This window comes from Bacteroidota bacterium (assembly GCA_020161395.1).
GTDB lineage: Bacteria > Bacteroidota > Ignavibacteria > Ignavibacteriales > Ignavibacteriaceae > UTCHB3.
This window is the reverse complement of record JAIUOE010000004.1, coordinates 314,777-332,742: the sequence shown is the minus strand read 5'-3', so window position 1 is coordinate 332,742 and position 17,966 is coordinate 314,777. Positions and strand designations below refer to the sequence as shown.

The following is a 17,966-nucleotide window of genomic DNA, read 5'->3' as shown; positions in this document are numbered from 1 at the left end:
TATTAAATCACAGATTCTTTTCTCTTAAACAGTTTTTTGATTCTGGCTCCCGTGTTATCCACAAGTTCATAAACCACAGGAACAAGAACAAGTGTCAATAGAAGGGAACTTGACAGACCACCTATAATACCCCAGGCAAGACCTGATTTCCACTCCGATCCATCACTTGATGACATCGCTATCGGTATCATACCCATAATCATCGTAAGGGTTGTCATTACGATGGGTCTCAGTCTCGATTTTCCGGCTTCAAGAAGTGCATCTCTTGATGAAACCCCTTGTTCCAGTTTCATCTGGTTTGCACGATCCACGAGGAGAATAGCATTTTTCGCAACCAGACCGACAAGCATTACTATGCCGAGCATGGAAAAGATCGACAGGGATTTCATCGACATTGCGAGGGCAAGGAGTGCTCCCACCATGGCAACCGGTATCGAAAAGAGCACTACGAAAGGATATACCCAGTTATCGTATAAAGCAACCATAATCAAATAGACGAAAAGTATTGCAGCGGTAAGGGCAAGGAACATGCTCGAGAAAGACTCACCTTGCATCTTGACATCACCCATGTATTTGAAGGTTACACCTGCGGGGAATTTCACCTTTGCTCTGGCAATATCTATATCCTGAGCGATGGAGCCTGTGGGTCTCCCAACCGCCTGGGAATAGACATACAATGCATTACTTCTGTCAGTTCTGGTTAATTTTGAAGGACCTGTTGTCGATTCAAGTATAGCGAACTGACTCAGTTTTACCTGCTTTCCGGTTCGCGAAGTAAATATCATCTCCTCAAGCGAAGATGTTTTATTTCGGGATACATTATCGAGCATGATCCTGATATCAAACTCATTCCGGCCGTCCCGGAATTTAGTATTATCGTCACCTGTAAAAGCAATTCTCAGTGTCTGTCCCACTTCTGCAAGAGTAAGTCCGTAGCTCGCCATCAGTCTTCTGTTAACCTTAACCGAAATTTCTTTCTTACCCTGCTCGGAAGAAAGTCTGACATCCGCTGTTCCGGGCACTTTTTTGACAACCTCAGCGAGTCGTTCCGCAGCCACTCTCACACTGTCGAGATTAGCACCCGAAACCACCAGCATAATCGGTGTCTGGTTGGCAGTACCAAAAATACCAATCGGATTCACATGAACCTTTATTCCCGGCATTGCGTTCAGTTTTTGGCGTATTTCTTCACTTATCTCATCAGTTGATCTTTTTCTCTCTTTTCTGGGAATCAGCGTTACATCAATTGATGAGATATTATTGGCATTTTGACCAAGCATTCCTTCTGCAGCAAGACCTGCTGTTGTGTTTATTCTTTTGACCTCGGGGATCTGAGAAATCAACTTTTCAATTTCCATCGATTTGAAATTTGTTTCCCTGATATTCGTTGACGATGGCATCTCGACGACAACGGTAAATTCACCTCTGTCGGCAACTGTCATAAACTCTGCACCTATGAAGCCGAACGGGACAAGACTTAAAGAGCCAAGAAGAAGAATTGTAGTGACGAGAAAGACTGTCTTCTTGTGGTTCAGACCCCATTTAAGAAGTGCCAGGTAATCCTCGGTCAACTTTTTGAATGCTCTTTCGAATCCATTGACAAATCTGCCGAAAAGTGTGTTTTCGGAGAACTTTTCGATGTTCGAGAACCGTGATGCGAGCATGGGAGTGATGGTAAACGAAACAAGCAGACTCATCAGAGTGGATACAACAACCACGAGAGAAAACTGCCTCAAAATATTACCCACTATACCCGTTACTAACGCAAGGGGAAGGAAAACCGCCACATCCACAAGAGTAATTGACAAAGCGGCAAATCCAATCTCATTTCTCCCTTTCAGAGCGGCAACTCTTCTGTCAGCACCTTTTTCCAGGTGGTGATAGATATTCTCCAGCACCACAATAGAATCGTCGACGAGGATACCTACGACGAGAGACAGAGCCAGCAAAGTCATCAGGTTCAATGTGAATCCAAACGCGTATATAGCTATAAAGGTGGAAATCAGTGACGACGGAATTGCAATCAAAACGATGACCGAGTTTCTGAATGAATGCAGGAACAGAAGCATCACAAGAGCAACGAGCACAACCGCAATTGCAAGATCTTCTTTTACAGCATCTGCAGCGGCGATAGTATAAAGGGAACCATCCTGAGCAATATCGAACTTCAGATTGATATTCGCATACTGCTTTTCGAGGTCGAGAAGGGTTTGCTTGCTCACTTTTGCGACTTCCACTGCGTTCGCGTCAGATTGCTTTTGTATCAGTACTCCCACTGATGGCACACCATCAATACGCGATTGCTGGGTGAATTCCTTGGTGCCGTCCACAACTTCGGCAACATCGCTTAACATAATGTCTGAGCCATTGAAGTTTCGCAATATCACCATATTCCGAAGATCGTCAATATTGTTGAACTTGCCCGCAATTCTGACCACATATTGTGCATCTGCATCTTTGATTGCGCCCGCAGGAAAATCAAGATTGGAAGCCCGGATGATCTGGGTTACTGTATTGATTGAGAGGTTATAACTCTTTAATTTTTGCTCATTTAGAAGGATTTGTATCTCGCGTTCCTGACCACCAACAAATGAAATCTGAGCAACACCTTTTACCTGTGCGAGTTCCGGCTTCACAAAATCATTCAGGAAGGTTCTGAATTCGCTGGGGGGAAGGTTACTGGTCGTTCCGATTCTTAAAATGGGTATTTCATCCAGAGCAATTTTAAGAAGTGTGGGCGGATCAATGTCATCGGGGAGTTTTGCCACTATCTGGTTTACTCTCCTTTGTGCATCCTGGAGTGCAAGATCAATATTAACAGACTGATTAAACTCAACTGTAATGAGGGATAAGTTTTCCGAGGAAGTTGCGTTTACAGTTGAAACCTGATCCTGTCCGGAAACGGCATCTTCAATTATTTTGGTAACCGAAGTTTCCACTTCATCGGGTGATGCACCCGGATAGGTGGTAATGATCACTATAACCGGAGGGCTGATTTTTGGAAGCAGCTCATAGCTCAGTTGCTGGTAACTGAACAGTCCTAAAAGGATCAGTACCGTAAACAAAACAATGATCAGGGAGGGTCGCTTGATCGATAATTCAGTAATTGTCATTTTTTGTTCTCAAACTTATTTTGATTTAACGATATTTACAGGACTGCCATCTTTCAAATTTACCTGACCCGATATCGCGATCTGATCACCTTTTTCTATTCCTGAAAGAATCTCGATGTTCGTTCCGGATTCGATTCCGGTTGTTACTTTTTTCAGTTTTGCAACATTATTTTCGATGATAAAGATTTGGGCATCTGCCATGCTGCCGATAATGGCGGTTCTTGGGATCACCACAGATTCACGATTCACTCTTCTGTTAAATTCAACATTTACATTCATCCCGGCTTTCAAATTTTTGTTGTTCAGAATAACAAGTTCCACTGGGAAACTGTGGACTTCATCACCTTTAACACCAATCGATTTGATTCGCGCACTGAATTCCTTTCCCGGGAAAATGTCGGTGGTAATGGTGGCGAGATCGCCATTTTTTAGAAAAAACACATCACTTTCAGCAACACTTACCTTTACTCTCGGAGCACTGATATCTACAAGATTGACGACAACTGTTCCGCCAATCACATTACTTCCGAGATTAACCATTCGCTGAGTTATCACCCCGGAGAAAGGAGCCTTTATTTTTGTATCTTCAACCTGTCGCCTCGCAATCGTCAGTTGAGCTTCTGATGACTTGAATGCCAGTCTGTAGGCATCCACCTGTGCCTCAGTTGCAGAACCTTCTTTGAGGAGTGCTTCGAATTTTTCAAGGTCTTTCTTCGATTTTTCGTAATCAGCCTCCCTGAGTCTAAGTGCAGCAACTTTCAATTCGTCGTCCACCTTAAACAGTATCTGACCGGCTTTCACCATATCACCAACATCGCAATAAACTGCTCTTATAAGTCCGGGTGCCTCGGAGACAACCGCGACTTCCTTATCAGCGAAAACCGTTCCTGTCTGTGTGAGTTTTTTATCAATAGTCTCGATTGCTGCCTCAATCACCGAGACTGCAACAGAGGTCATTTTTTTTGTTTCAACTTTTGCAGCCATTTTCTGTTTGTTGTTAATAAGTACAAAAGCAATAACTCCAATTATTGCTACAACAATCAGGATGTAAATAATCTTTTTTAGCATTTTTTTCTCTTAAATTCTTTATTAGTTACCGGTTGCTTTGTCTAAAAGTGCTTCTGCGTTTCTGAGATCGGAAATTGAGGTGACAAGTTTTATTTTTGCATCAAACAACGCCACTTCAGCATCTATCAGATCGGAATTTTTAATCAAACCTTGCCGGAAGAGGTTGTAGCTTACTCTGTAGTTTTCTTCCGCCTGTTTTACAGTGTTTTGGGCAAGTTCAATCCTGCTCTTGTTGGCAGTATAGTTCAAAAAGGCTTGTTTTACTTCGATAAGAATGCCATCTTTCATCATTTGATACTGATAATTGGATTGAGCGAGTTCAGACTCAGCCTGCTGTGTCTTATAAGAAGTGGCATTCCAGTTCCACAAAGTGTATGAAAGTGAAAGTGTAATATCCCAGGTACCTTTAAATTCATCCTTTGTCGGAACAATCCTCTGGTTTGGTCTTGAATAATTATAGTTTCCGATGAAATAAACATCAGGGTACCATGCCGACCGGGTAAGCTCGATTGCACTTTTTCTGGAGTTTAATCTTACTTCCATAGCCTTCAGTTCAGGTCTGCCTGTCAGGGCGAGAGAGTTTATTTCATCGAGTGTAAGATTCGTAGCGGGTTGATCGGTGATCAGTGACGGTTTGAGTGTCAGTTCGGTTTCATACGGCATGTCCATGCTGTTAAGCAACATCAACTTTGCCATCTGTTTCGCATTTTCAGTTTCCAACAATTGCACCTTTGCCGAAGAAAGTTGCACTTCGAGTTTGAGAATTTCGTTTTCCGTAATCAAACCCTGTTTGAAGAAATTTCCCAGATCTTTCAAGTGCAATTCAATCGTCTTGATGTATTCCTCGACAACCTTTTTGCCTTCGGTAACCTTATAGAGCGACCAGTAGGCATTGGCAATTGAATATTTCAATTTACTTTTCTCACTCTGAAGATCAAAAAGCCCGGCAGCTATCGCCTGATCGGAAAGCTCTTTGCTCAGGTCAATTTTGAAACCTGTAAAGACGGGCTGTGTCAGAGTCAGTTTTGCTGAATAATTATTCAGGATGCTTGGGGAGACTGTGAATGTTTGCATCGAGCCACCAAAAGGTATGCTTATTGCAAACGGATCAACCTCACTCAGTCTGGTGTAACCTGCCTGAAGGGAGAGCGAGGGGAGTCCTGTGGTACCTGCTTCAGATCTTTTCAGTTTTGCCGAATTAACCTTTTCTGCGGCAATTTTGATCGATTTGTTGTTTTCCAGTCCAAACTTTATACAATCCTCCAGGCTCATTTCAACACTTTTTTGGGCGGTTAAAACGGTGATTGACAGAAGGATAAAGCTTGCCACATATAACAAGTGCTTTAACATTTATTTTCCTTAATTTTTAGAATCATTTTTCTTAATGGATTTTAACAACATTTGAAACATAAGTTCTGCTCTTTCAAGATTCTTTTTCGGTTTTTCCTGCATTATCAAGACTCTGAGAGCATAAGTATCCATTGAATCAGAAAGAATCGAAGCTGCTGATGCAGTATCTTCGACCTCAAAAACCCCTGCCCGGATTCCTTCTTCAAGCACTGATTCGATTAAAGAGACATATTTCTTTCTGAATACTTTACGGGAAATTAATTCCGGTTGTCCCAAATATCTGACTGTGACGGTATTGGATCTTAGATATTCGGCAAAGAGGGAGTTGTCTTTAAGTTCATGAATCACAAACTTTAAGTTTCCGGGAATCATTTGATGAAGCTTTTCTTCAGGGGGGAGCTCAGAATTTTTTATCTCTTCGAGCCTCGAGATGATGTTGTTAAGGTGTTCGAGAAAAAACTCGTAGATCAGCTCTTCTTTATCTTTAAATTCATTATAAAGAGTTCCTACGCTGCAACCGACATTTCTGGCGATATCTGACATGGTTGTTTTCTCTACACCAAACCTGCTGACAAGTTCGGTAAAAGCATTTAGAATTTTTGTTCGCCGGCAAAGCTTGTTTTCATTCATGTGAATATTTGAGTATTTTCTTAAAATGTTCAAAAGTGAGTTCAAATATAAAATATCTGACCCATAATTGAAAATAATAGATTACCCATATATTTGAATTTATGATAAGTGGTTTTTTTTGCACAATGAAAATTAGAATTGACCGTAAAATTAATCATATTTTTACGATTCACAATGAAACAGAAAGAAAAATGAAATTGGATTGGATTTTTCTACTTATTGCCGGTATATTAGAGATGGGTTGGCCCCTCGGATTTAAATTATCGCAAGTTACTGAGGAGGGCTGGAGTAAAGCTGGATGGATAACCGCGGCTGCTGTTTGTATGGCAGGGAGTGGTTATTTCCTGTGGCTCGCACAAAGGAGTATTCCAATAGGTACGGCGTATGCGATTTGGACAGGAGTGGGAGCTGCTGGGACTTTTATAATTGGGATTTTATTCTTCAAGGATGCAGCTACAGCAGGTAGAATTCTGTCGTTTTTTCTGATAGTTGCGGGAATTGTAGGATTGAAGCTTACGAGTTAAAGAAGGGAATAAAGGTGGTGCCGAAAGCCGGGGTCGAACCGGCACCTGGTGTGAGCCAGACTGGATTTTGAGTCCAGCGCGTCTGCCAATTTCGCCATTTCGGCATACCTGAAAAAAAATTGCCACGGTCGGTATCGTGGCAGGAAAGTGGGCAGGGACGGAATCGAACCGCCGACACAAGGATTTTCAGTCCTTTGCTCTACCGACTGAGCTACCTGCCCTCTAAATTAAATATTTAGACTGTAAATTTAAGGAAATTCTCAATATTGAGCAAGACCTGAAAGCAAAAAAATCAAAAAAAATCGGTAAAAAATAAAAAGAGAGGAGCAATTTTGAATCACTCCTCTCAAGAACCGTTTTTAATTGGCCGGTTATTTTATTAACATCATTTTTCTGTTTGCTCTGAAACTCGACTTGCCGTCTGATGAGACAGCTTCAATCGAATAGAAATATGCACCTGATGCAACTGAAGCCATGACCTGTGAATGCTGGTGCAATCCCGCAGCCAGGGTTCCTTTGTCGTAACTTTCCACGAGGTTGCCTGCAGCATCATAAAAGTTCAATTTTACTCTGCTTTCAACAGGTAACGAGAAAGAAACAACGGTTGAAGGATTGAATGGATTCGGATAATTTTGGTGCAATTCAAAAGTTGACGGAGTGGTAATTATCGCTTCAACAGCTTTTGTGTACTCAAATCTTCCGTCAAAATCCACCTGACGGAGTCTGTAGAAGTATCTTCCGGGTTTGGTGACACTTCTGTCAGTAAATACATAGCTGTTCTCTTCAGAAGTTGTTCCTTTTCCTTCAACAAATGAAATTCTTGACCATGCAAGTCCGGAAGCCTGATCTACGGCTCTTTCAACCTCGAATCCCTTGTTGTTGGTTTCGGTAGCGGTTGTCCAGTCAAGTTTGACTGTGTAACCATCGGAATTTGCAATGAAGGAAGTCAATTCAACAGGTACCGCAGCAGTAACAGTGACATTTGAAGTTCTCTTATGAACGGGAGTACCACCGGCACCTTCACCTGTTACAGTAACTGTATAATTAGCTTCGGGAACTCCACCTGAAGTACGAATCCAAAGTTTCAAACTGTCGGGATAAGTAGTGAGTGAATCTTTTCCTTCAAACCGGAGAAAGAAATTACCGCTTGTGGGTGCAGGTGAGATCGCCGCAGAGAATTTAACGCTCTTTGTGTACGCCTTCACCGAAGGTACCGAAACATAAATAAATGTACTGTCGAGATCGTTTCCAACAGAGACATTGGCGGGTAACACTCTCATACCATAATCAGGGAAATAGGAACCATAAGCACCAAAACTGTTATTTCTGAAATCGGTATACGCCATGAAAGCCTGATTACCAACGGATTGAATTGCATCGTAGTCACCTTGATAATTTGCTCCCGTGCCTGATGATTGTTTAATCTTGGCTGTCTTGTTGGTAATCCGGTAGTTGGCGGCGAAAGACTGCCCGCCATCATCGGTATAGGTCGCGAAGACATCCATGCTGTCTGAAGTTGGAACGAGCCTTGTGTCGTAGAATTTTACATAAAGTCTTCCGGATGAAATGTCGCACCAGATGGCGGGGAAGAAGCTGTGGTTATTCTGAGGATTTGCATCATCATTCACCAACTTGGGGGCTGACCATGTAGCACCATAGTCGGTTGAATAGCGACTGAAAACATCTGATTTATTACCGCTTCCTGCCGGACTGTTTGATGCATACACAAGATACAATCTTCCTCTGTAAGGTCCGGTACTGTTGTCAGCAGCTATCATCGGATATGGTCTGGTACGCATGTTCTGAACAGTCGATCTTCCTGAAATTTCTGTACCTATCACATTTGAGAAAGTCTGCTGTGATTTTAATGTGAAGGTGGCTCCGCCATTGGTGGAGTGATAGAAACTGTAAATTCCTGCAGCATTTGTACCTGAGTGGGTAACTACAAAAACTGATCCGCCATCTACCCAGCTTGTACCATTGTAATATGGTCCAACTGCAGACATCATTCCGGGAAGTGCCTGAGTGGAGAGCTGTGTGACCCGGGAAAATGTAACTCCGCCATCGGTGCTCCGGTGGATGTTACCCATTCCTGAGCCGGCGGTCATAACATTATAGATATAATTCGAATAGGGACCTGTGGTTTGATCGATCGCCATCCAGTTTTTATCGACGCCATCAACTCCGGTAACTGCGGCTGTCCAGGTCACACCTCCGTCTGTTGACCGGATGTTTTTTGAACCGGTAATGTTTCCAAACATGCTTTGATAATGGAGAACGCCATCTCTTCCCCATGCGGTTAACGGATCACCCTGAACTGAGACACCGAATGAAGGAACAATGCGTGTCCAGTTCCAGCCATCGGCGGTGTAATATGCAGCATTAATATTATAAGCTGCAAACATCCTCTTCGGATTCGTCGGGTCCATTGAAAAATGAGGTTCAGCCTGTTCTGTACCAAAAAAGAAATTATCGTAATCCCCAATGGTGACAGGGACTGATTCGATTGAGATGAATGGAGGAGATGTCTTCTCCAGATCCTTCGGAAACCTGTCAAATATGGCATCAGGGCTTCCTTGTGAAAAAATACTACTAAAAAAGCCGGCAATAATAAAAAATGCCGCAACTTTGGGGCGTAACGATGATGTCATCGGGACTCCGTTTGGTGATGAGATTAATTAAGATATGATGTAACATAAAGTTACTAAGAAAATTTAATATTAGAAAATGAGAAGTGAATATTTTTTGTAATTTCCTAAATTTGTTATTCATTTTTTTAAAGATATCTGATGCCAGAGATAATTTTAGCCCCTGCCCTGCAAAAACTTAAGAAGGTCGCCTCCGGAAAAGTGAGAGAAATCTACGAAGCCGGTGATGACTTGTTATTCATTTCGACTGACCGTTTATCGGCTTTTGATGTCATAATGGCTCAAGGAATTCCATTTAAAGGAACGGTTCTGAATTCAATTTCCGCGTTTTGGTTTAATCATACAAAAGATATCGTAAATAATCATCTCCTTACGACTAATGTCTCTGAATATCCATCCGAAATGCAGGAATATGGAGAACTTCTTGACGGAAGATCTATGATAGTCAAAAGAGGGAAAATTATTCCGATTGAATGTATTGTGAGGGGTTATATCAGTGGATCCGGATGGAATGATTATAAAGATACCGGTAAAATATCCGGAATTCCGTTGAGGGCAGGAATGAAAGAATCAGATAAGCTGGATGAACCGGTTTTTACTCCCTCAACGAAAGCTGAAATAGGGGAGCATGATGAGAATATCTCATTCGACGAGGCTTGCAGGATAGCCGGAGGTCCCCTTATGGAAACTGTGAGAGAAAAAGCGATAGCAATTTATAAAAAATGTGCTGAATACGCTCTCGAAAAAGGAATTATTATTGCTGACACAAAGATGGAGTTTGCCATTGATCAAGAGGGTGAATTGATGCTCGCAGATGAACTGCTTACACCTGATTCCTCCAGATTCTGGGACAAATCTCTTTACTCTCCCGGTAAGGCACAATTCAGTTATGATAAACAATTTGTAAGAGACTATTTGCTTTCGATAAATTTCAACAAACAGCCTCCACCTCCGGGATTACCGGAAGAAGTAATTGAGAAAACCGCAGAAAAATATCTTGAAGCATTCAAAATAATAACAGGTAAAGAGCTCATCTAGATGATACTCCCAAACCAGTTGACTGTTTTAAGGATAATACTCACTCCCTTCGTCGTTTTCTTCCTTCTCGGTGACGGCGCCTATTTCGAAGAGATAACCATTGTCATCTACATCATTGCAGCTCTGACAGACTGGTATGACGGCTGGCTCGCGAAGAAATTTAATTACTTCACAAACTGGGGTAAAATTTGGGATCCGATTGCCGACAAAATCCTTACAGCAGGCACAATGCTCTCACTGGTTTATCTCAATGTTCTTCCACTTATTCCTGTGGCGGTCATTATCTTGAGAGATATCTTTATGACCGGATTCAGATCATACTCAGAACACATCCACAAACCCTTTCCCACAAGCAGGTACGCTAAAGTAAAGACATTCATAGAAATGGTCTACCTCAATTATGTACTGATCAGTTATCTATTGAAGAATTCCGAAATTTTACCGCTTGATGTCCGGAGCTTCTTTGGCATGATACATGTCGAATCAGTAGTCTATTGGGGACTGATCATTGTCGCGTTTATTACAGTTCACTCTGCGTATATTTATGTTAAGGATAATTTCCATTTATTCAAGGAGATCCTGAAGGGTGAGTAAATTGAATGTTTTCCATAAATTCTTGGGAAGCGGCTTTCTTACAGGATATTTAAAGGGACCAACCGGAACTTACGGAAGCGCCGTTGCTTTAGGCATTTATCTGATTCCGGGAGTTGAAAATCTTGCCTTTTTAATCCCCTTGATTATTGTCACTTCAATTTATGGAATCTGGGTTTGTGGTAAATTTGAGGAATTGTATGGAAAAGATCCCGGGGAGGCAACGATAGACGAATTTGCAGGAATGTGGATTTCTCTAATTCTGGTACCCAAAGAGCCCGTTTACCTGATTCTCGCATTTTTTCTTTGGCGGATATTTGATATTATTAAACCTCCTCCGGCAAGAAACTTTGAAAAACTTGAAGGCGGACTGGGAGTGATGGCTGATGATATTATGAGTGGAGTTTACACTTTGATTGTGATGCAGGTAATTATAGCAATGTTTAAATAAGGTATTGTAAATGAATGCAATTGTGATTTCGATTGGTGATGAATTATTAATCGGACAAACAGTGAATACGAATGCCTCTTTCATCGGTGCAAAATTAACCGAAACCGGGTTAAGAGTTATGAAGGTTGTTACTTCTCCCGATGACATGGACAGCATTATCAGCGAACTTGAAAATGGATTGAATGAGCATGATGTTGTAATTGTAACAGGAGGACTGGGCCCCACTCACGATGATATAACAAGAGAGGCAATTTGTCGATTTTTCAAGGCTGAGCTTGTACCGGATGAAGATGTGTACAACGATATCAAGGACAGATTTGCAAGATTTGGGAGAGATCTGACTCCTACCAATGAAGATCAATGCAGGGTTCCTGAATGCTGTCAGCCGATCAGAAATTTTCACGGCACCGCGCCGGGTTTTTGGATCGAAGAAGGCAATAAGGTTGTGGTCGTAATGCCGGGCGTGCCGAGAGAAATGCAGGCAATGGTTGAAAATTTTGTAATACCAAACCTAAAAACCAAATACGGAGAAAAACTTAGAAAAATTGCACGACGCAATATACTGACAACAGGAATTGCAGAATCCAATTTATATGACAAGTTGACACCGATTGATGAAGTCTTCCCGAATGTTAAAGTTGCGTTTCTTCCAAATCTGAACGGTGTAAAAATCAGACTCACAGCAGAAGCTCACACCATGGAAGAGGCAAATGAGATTGTCACAGCCGCAGAGCAGCAACTCAGACTAAGAGTTGGCAGATACATCTACAGTAATGGAGAGGATAACCTTAGCAAAGTGATAGGAAACCTCTTGCGTGAAAGGCAACTGACTCTCGCTATAGCCGAATCCTGTACAGGTGGCAATATCTCGAATCTGCTCACAGATAATTCGGGCAGCAGCGAGTATTTTGAGAGGGGGATCATCGCTTACAGTAATGCATCTAAAGTTGAAATTCTCGATGTAAACGAGGATCTCATTAACGAGAAGGGGTCTGTCTCGGAAGAAGTTGCATTGGAGATGTGTAAAGGCGTCCGGTCAATCTCCGGAACTGATCTGGGGCTCTCGATTACAGGAATACTGGGTCCAAAAGGTGCCACGGCGACAAAACCTGTCGGTCTGGTATTCATTGGCGTGGCTTCCCACGAGCGGGCGGTTGTGAAAAAATTTAATTTTGGCGGAACGCGAATTGAAAACAAGGTGAGGGCATCGCAGGCTGCTCTGGAATTGCTAAGACGATTTGTACTTGGAATTCCGATTGAAGCATAGACTTTTTATCGCGATCGATTTTGCGGACGAGGTAAAGCGATCAATTTATCAGAATGCGAAAAATTTGATCAAAGGTTCTGATTTAAGAATCAGCAAACCCGAAAATTTACATATTACAATAAAATTTTTGGGGGATGTTGAGGAAACCAAAATCCCTGAGATTATAAGCAGTCTGGATTTTCTCAAATCGATTCGAGGAGAGGCAGTTAATTTCTCCCGGTACGGGTTCTTTTACAGAAATCGGGTTCCTTCGGTTTTTTGGTTGAAATGCGAGGTTGGAGAGAAAGTTATGATGACTGTAAACAAACTGGAAACCGTTTGTGAAAAAATTGGATTCAAGAAAGAGGATAGGGAATTTGTTCCTCATCTGACTCTAAGCAGGATAAAAAGAGAACCCGAACATGTGCTTATTCAGAAGATACTGAATGAACCGGCATTAAATTTGACAACTACAATTTATAACATCACTCTTTTTAGCAGCGTACTGACCGAAAAGGGTGCCATTTATACAATTTTACACAATTATCAGGAGTTAGAATGAGTGATACTCGAGAAGTAAAAAATAAAATTATTGAAGATACAATCTCCAATATTGAGAAATCGTTTGGAAAAGGCTCAATTATGCGCCTTGGAGACGGTGTGATAAATAAAGTGGAGTGCATTCCGACGGGTGCTCTTTCTCTTGACCGGATACTTGGCATTGGTGGCATTCCCCGCGGAAGAATAACTGAAATTTACGGTCCCGAATCGAGTGGTAAAACCACCATTTGTCTCCATGTAATAGCAGAAGCTCAGAAAACAGGCGGAATTGCTGCGTTCATCGATGCAGAACATGCTCTTGATATCAATTACGCAAAGAGACTCGGTGTGGATGTTTCCAATCTTCTCCTTTCCCAGCCCGATTTTGGTGAGCAGGCTCTTGAAATTACCGATACACTCGTCAGAAGCAATGCTCTTGATGTAATTGTTATTGACTCTGTTGCAGCTCTTGTTCCCCGTGCCGAAATCGAAGGTGAAATGGGTGATTCACATATGGCAGTTCAGGCGAGACTGATGTCCCAGGCTCTTAGAAAGCTCACCGGGGCAATTTCAAGAAGCAAAACGGCGGTTATTTTTACGAATCAGCTTCGCAGCAAAATTGGTGTAATGTTTGGAAATCCTGAAACCACCACCGGCGGTAATGCCCTTAAATTCTATGCTTCACTTCGACTTGATATCAGACGGGTTGCTCAGATTAAAGATGGAAATGATGTGGTCGGGAACAGGACCAAAATAAAAATCGTAAAGAGTAAAGTGGCAGCCCCCTTCAAAGAAGTTGAGTTTGATATCCTCTATAATGAGGGAATCAGCAAAACCGGAGATCTGATCGATCTCGGTGTCGATACCGGAATAATTAAAAAAGGTGGCAGCTGGTTTACATTCGGTGAGGACAGATTCCAGGGAAGAGAGCAGTTTCGTCAAAAACTTCTTGAATTACCCGATCTTTTCAACAAACTTTCATACGAGGTTAAAGTAAAAATCGGTCTTATTGAAGCCAACGAGGAAACAAAATAATTTTGATGGCATCTTTCGGGATGCCATTTTTTGTTTTCATGAATACAATTCTTAATATCAGGCTCAAATCCGAAAATTTTGTAATTATCGAATTCGATAATTTACCTCCGCTTATTGTACCTAAACTGCTCGTTTACGAGATGGGATTACGGAAGGGTGATCTTCTTACAGAAGAGATGTTGGAATCGCTGAATTTCGAGAATGAACTCTACCTGTGTGAACAAAAGGCACTCTATTATCTTGGGAAGAGACTCCACTCCACAATGGAGTTGAAAAGGAAGTTGTATCAAAAGAAGTTTTCCAAAAAGGTTATTGAACCTGTTATCCTGAAGATGAAGGATCTGACCTATCTGGATGACAAAAAGTACTCCGAACTGCTGGTAAATGAATCTCTCAATCTCAGGCACGACGGGCTGCAAAAAATAAAAGCAAGATTAATTGAAAAAGGCATCGCAAAAGAGTTGATTTCAGAAGTATTGTCTTATATGCTTAATGATGAGATTGAAGCGGATAATATAAAATTAACGGCAGACAGGAAACTTTCTTCCCTGAAAAAGAGATTTACTGATAAGAAGGAGATCAACCAAAAGTTGACTGCCTTTCTTTTATCAAAAGGTTATTCCTTTTCCGCCATTAAGAATTATTTCAAAAATATCGATCAGGAAACTGACCTGAATGAGGAGTATTAAATGCTGACATTTGATCCAAAATCAATTTCTGTGATGGAAGTGCAGCGGTTGATTCAGGGTGGAGTTGCCCCCAGACCCATTGCTCTTGTTTCAACGCTTTCTGAAGATGGAACACCCAATTTATCACCATTCTCTTTCTTTAATGTCTTTGGTGCAAATCCACCGGTTGTAGCATTTTCCGCTTCCAGGAGAGGTCGGGACGCCACTTTTAAAGATACTTACAACAATCTGATGGCAACAAAAGAATGTGTCATTAGTGCGGTTACTTTCGAAATGGTTGAACAGATAAGTCTTGCTTCAGCCGAATATGAGAGTACAGTTGATGAGTTCGTTAAATCAGGTCTCTCTAAAGTCGATTCCACTTTCGTAAGACCTTTCGGAGTGAAAGAATCCCCATTCAGAATGGAATGCAGGCTGCATCAAATGGTTAGTGTTGGTGAAGGGGGAGCAGCAGCCAACATTGCTATCTGTGAGGTGATCGGATTTCATGTTGCAGAGGATATTTTTACCAATTCTGTCATTGATCCTCAAAAAATCGATCTCGTAGCGAGGATGTCGGGGGATTACTACTGCAGGGCTTCAGGAAGTGCGATATTCGAAGTTGAGAAACCTGTCGGGAAAAAATGTATCGGATTTGACAATCTTCCTGCATTCATGCTCAATTCTCACTCATTTACCGGAAATGAACTTGGTGCATTCGCAAATTCTGAATTCATCCCTGACAATTCCGAAAACAGACAACTAATCCTAAGCATTACCAGCAAAGAATTTCCGGGGTTTGAAAAAAATTCTGCCTCCATAAACCGCTATTTACGCAGAAATGAACTTGAGAAAGCAGTCAAGCTCATTTTTACAAACGAAGAGATAAAAAATTATCCAAAAGAGAAGCGGGTAAAATTGCTTGAGCAGGCAACGAAACTTGCTCTGCATTTAAAGAAAATTGATATTGCCTGGGCACTCGTTCTCGAAGTCGAAAAGCTTTAACAAGGATATAGCATGGAACCCAAACTTCTTTGGTCGCCCTCCCCGGAACGGCAGAACAGTTCTAATCTTAAAAGGTTTATAGAATTTGTAAATAAAAGACATGAACTCGAGATTACTGATTATCCCGGCATCTATCAATTCTCCATAGATAACATTGAGACATTTTGGGAAGATATTCTTCGTTTCTCGGGTCTGATTTATTCAGGCAGTTACCAAAAAATAATAAGCAACACGGAGATGCCGGGAGCGAAATGGTTTGAAGGTGTTTCTCTGAATTACACGGAAAATGTCTTTTCAAAATTGACCGGAGAATATGCCATAACCTCGTATCGTGAGGGTTACGGTTCATTCAGGCTAAAATCGACCAGGCTCAAAGAAGTAACTCTGAAGCTGGCGTCGGCAATGCGACAATCGGGGATTGCCAAAGGTGACAGAGTCGCTGCATTTTCTGCTAATATCCCTGAAGCAGTAATGGGTTTGTTGGCTTCCGCTTCGATTGGAGCAATCTGGAGTTCCTGTTCGCCTGATTTTGGTACAACTGCAGTGATCGACAGGTTCGGACAAATTAAACCAAAAATTCTCTTCGCATCTGAATCCTACGAGTACAACGGCAAACGATTTGATTGTATTGAGAAAATAAAAGAAATTGTAGCTGCAGTTCCATCCTTCGAAAAGGTCATTCTTATTCCTGCCTTTCAAAATTTCGAAAATGATACACTTCATCTCTGTCAAAGCATCCCCGAAAGTTTCATCTGGTTCGATGATTACATTGCTGAACAAAGTGAGATTACCGGTTTCGAACAGGTTGAGTTTTCCCATCCGTTGTATATTTTATACTCTTCCGGTACTACGGGAATACCCAAATGCATTGTTCATGGCACGGGTGGAACGATGCTTCAACATTATAAGGAACTTTCGCTGCACACTGATCTAAAACATGGAGAGAAACTACTCTATTTCACCACCACGGGCTGGATGATGTGGAACTGGCTTGTCAGTGGTATGCTTGCCGGAGCCGAAATTGTACTTTTTGACGGTTCGGTTATCTATCCTGACGAAAAGGTGTTGTGGGAATTCGTTTCGAATGAGGAAATTGATGTTTTTGGCACAAGTCCAAAATTCCTTTCCATTAGTGAAAAGAATCAGGTAATACCGGCTAAGCTTTTTCATTACAACAAGTTAAAGACGATCCTTTCAACCGGATCACCACTGACAGAAAATAATTATGAGTGGGTTTACAAAAATGTAAAAGCTGATATTCAGTTGTCCTCAATTTCAGGAGGAACTGACATTGTATCATGTTTTATGTTGGGTTCACCTCTGCTTCCAGTTTATTCGGGAGAGATACAATGTCGGGGACTGGGTATGAAAGTGGAAGTTTTTATTGCAGAAGGGGAGAGTGTTTCCGGAAAGAAAGGGGAGCTTGTTTGTACTGCTCCATTTCCGAGCATGCCCGTAAAATTTTGGAATGATACGGGGGATAAAAAATACAGGGATGCCTATTTCTCTCATTTTCCGGGAGCATGGCGCCATGGTGACTACATAATGATTAACGAAAGAGGCGGAATTGTAGTCTACGGGAGAAGCGATGCCACTTTGAATCCGGGTGGAGTAAGAATCGGCACGGCAGAGATTTACAGAATAGTTGAGGAACTGGATGAAGTTTCAGATTCTATAGTTTGTGGTTTTGAATCAAAGGGAGAAATTGAAGTTTTTCTTTTTGTAGTCTTAAAACCGGGCTTGGAACTGACTCCTGATCTCACACTCAAAATACGGAAGTCGTTAAAAAGCAAAGCCTCACCAAGACATGTACCCCACAGAATTTTCCCGGTGACAGACATCCCGAGAACAATCTCCGGGAAAAAAGTTGAAATGGCAATCACCAAACTCCTTTCAGGTGAAGAACCCGATAACAGGGAAGCACTTGCCAACCCGGAATCTCTGCAACAATTCTACATTTTTAAATCCTCAATTAGCTGATCAATCACCTCCTAAATTCGGGTGTTTTATTGGCAGGGTTAAAATGAGTATATTTGGAATTCAATTTCCATCAAATTCG

15 protein-coding genes and 2 tRNA genes are annotated in these 17,966 nt (G+C 41.7%); 10 read left to right on the top strand and 7 right to left on the bottom strand.

Translation table 11 applies throughout. From position 1 onward, the window contains the following. Nucleotides 1–2: 2 nt before the first annotated feature. Genes LCH52_08875 through LCH52_08860 form a run of 4 tightly spaced genes read right to left on the bottom strand, consistent with a single transcriptional unit; the run spans nucleotide 3 to nucleotide 6,161 of the window. On the bottom strand, nucleotides 3–3,113 hold the full coding sequence (locus LCH52_08875) for an efflux RND transporter permease subunit (protein ID MCA0388594.1): 3,111 nt from the start codon (nucleotides 3,111–3,113) through the stop codon (nucleotides 3–5). A gap of 15 nt (nucleotides 3,114–3,128) precedes the next feature. After that, nucleotides 3,129–4,181, bottom strand: coding sequence for an efflux RND transporter periplasmic adaptor subunit (locus LCH52_08870; GenBank protein MCA0388593.1), 1,053 nt, complete (start codon nucleotides 4,179–4,181; stop codon nucleotides 3,129–3,131). Nucleotides 4,182–4,202: 21 nt separating this feature from the next. Continuing rightward, nucleotides 4,203–5,531, bottom strand: coding sequence for a TolC family protein (locus tag LCH52_08865; GenBank protein ID MCA0388592.1), 1,329 nt, complete (start codon nucleotides 5,529–5,531; stop codon nucleotides 4,203–4,205). A 9-nt stretch (nucleotides 5,532–5,540) separates the two neighbouring features. Beyond that, nucleotides 5,541–6,161, bottom strand: a complete 621-nt coding sequence (locus LCH52_08860; protein MCA0388591.1) for a TetR/AcrR family transcriptional regulator — start codon at nucleotides 6,159–6,161, stop codon at nucleotides 5,541–5,543. Between the two features lie 197 nt (nucleotides 6,162–6,358). On the opposite strand from LCH52_08860, the gene LCH52_08855 reads away from it, so the two are divergent. Continuing rightward, the gene (locus LCH52_08855) at nucleotides 6,359–6,685 is read left to right on the top strand and encodes a multidrug efflux SMR transporter (protein MCA0388590.1); all 327 of its coding nucleotides are present in this window, start codon (nucleotides 6,359–6,361) and stop codon (nucleotides 6,683–6,685) included. Nucleotides 6,686–6,700: 15 nt separating this feature from the next. On the opposite strand, the gene LCH52_08850 is transcribed toward LCH52_08855, so the two are convergent. The 3 genes from LCH52_08850 to LCH52_08840 form a co-directional block, all read right to left on the bottom strand. After that, nucleotides 6,701–6,789: transfer RNA gene (locus tag LCH52_08850), tRNA-Leu, on the bottom strand. 44 nt (nucleotides 6,790–6,833) lie between these two features. Continuing rightward, nucleotides 6,834–6,906 (bottom strand) — tRNA-Phe (locus LCH52_08845). A 150-nt stretch (nucleotides 6,907–7,056) separates the two neighbouring features. Continuing rightward, the gene (locus LCH52_08840) at nucleotides 7,057–9,336 is read right to left on the bottom strand and encodes a glycoside hydrolase (protein ID MCA0388589.1); all 2,280 of its coding nucleotides are present in this window, start codon (nucleotides 9,334–9,336) and stop codon (nucleotides 7,057–7,059) included. Nucleotides 9,337–9,474: 138 nt separating this feature from the next. On the opposite strand from LCH52_08840, the gene LCH52_08835 reads away from it, so the two are divergent. From LCH52_08835 to LCH52_08795, 9 genes are read left to right on the top strand one after another with little or no spacing between them, the layout of a single operon-like run. Next, nucleotides 9,475–10,371: a phosphoribosylaminoimidazolesuccinocarboxamide synthase gene (locus LCH52_08835; GenBank protein ID MCA0388588.1), complete on the top strand. Its 897-nt coding sequence runs from the start codon at nucleotides 9,475–9,477 to the stop codon at nucleotides 10,369–10,371. Next, entirely contained in the window at nucleotides 10,372–10,965 is a 594-nt protein-coding gene (gene pgsA, locus LCH52_08830) for a CDP-diacylglycerol--glycerol-3-phosphate 3-phosphatidyltransferase (protein MCA0388587.1), read from the top strand. Further along, a complete protein-coding gene (locus tag LCH52_08825) occupies nucleotides 10,958–11,413 on the top strand; it encodes a phosphatidylglycerophosphatase A (GenBank protein ID MCA0388586.1) in 456 nt (151 codons plus the stop codon). Before pgsA ends, LCH52_08825 begins: the two co-directional genes overlap by 8 nt. Nucleotides 11,414–11,423: 10 nt before the next feature. Next, entirely contained in the window at nucleotides 11,424–12,680 is a 1,257-nt protein-coding gene (locus LCH52_08820; protein MCA0388585.1) for a competence/damage-inducible protein A, read from the top strand. Continuing rightward, nucleotides 12,670–13,221 (top strand): RNA 2',3'-cyclic phosphodiesterase, encoded by a 552-nt coding sequence (gene thpR, locus LCH52_08815; GenBank protein MCA0388584.1) that lies wholly within the window; start codon nucleotides 12,670–12,672, stop codon nucleotides 13,219–13,221. The genes LCH52_08820 and thpR overlap by 11 nt, the downstream gene beginning before the upstream one ends. Beyond that, nucleotides 13,218–14,234 (top strand): recombinase RecA, encoded by a 1,017-nt coding sequence (gene recA, locus LCH52_08810; GenBank protein MCA0388583.1) that lies wholly within the window; start codon nucleotides 13,218–13,220, stop codon nucleotides 14,232–14,234. The genes thpR and recA overlap by 4 nt, the downstream gene beginning before the upstream one ends. 5 nt (nucleotides 14,235–14,239) lie before the next feature. Continuing rightward, nucleotides 14,240–14,923 carry a recombination regulator RecX gene (locus LCH52_08805; GenBank protein ID MCA0388582.1) on the top strand — a complete coding sequence of 228 codons (684 nt, stop codon included), beginning with the start codon at nucleotides 14,240–14,242 and terminating at the stop codon, nucleotides 14,921–14,923. Beyond that, the gene (locus tag LCH52_08800) at nucleotides 14,924–15,907 is read left to right on the top strand and encodes a flavin reductase family protein (protein MCA0388581.1); all 984 of its coding nucleotides are present in this window, start codon (nucleotides 14,924–14,926) and stop codon (nucleotides 15,905–15,907) included. It begins immediately after the preceding gene. Between the two features lie 12 nt (nucleotides 15,908–15,919). Beyond that, a complete protein-coding gene (locus tag LCH52_08795; protein MCA0388580.1) occupies nucleotides 15,920–17,887 on the top strand; it encodes an acetoacetate--CoA ligase in 1,968 nt (655 codons plus the stop codon). Nucleotides 17,888–17,966 lie beyond the last annotated feature (79 nt).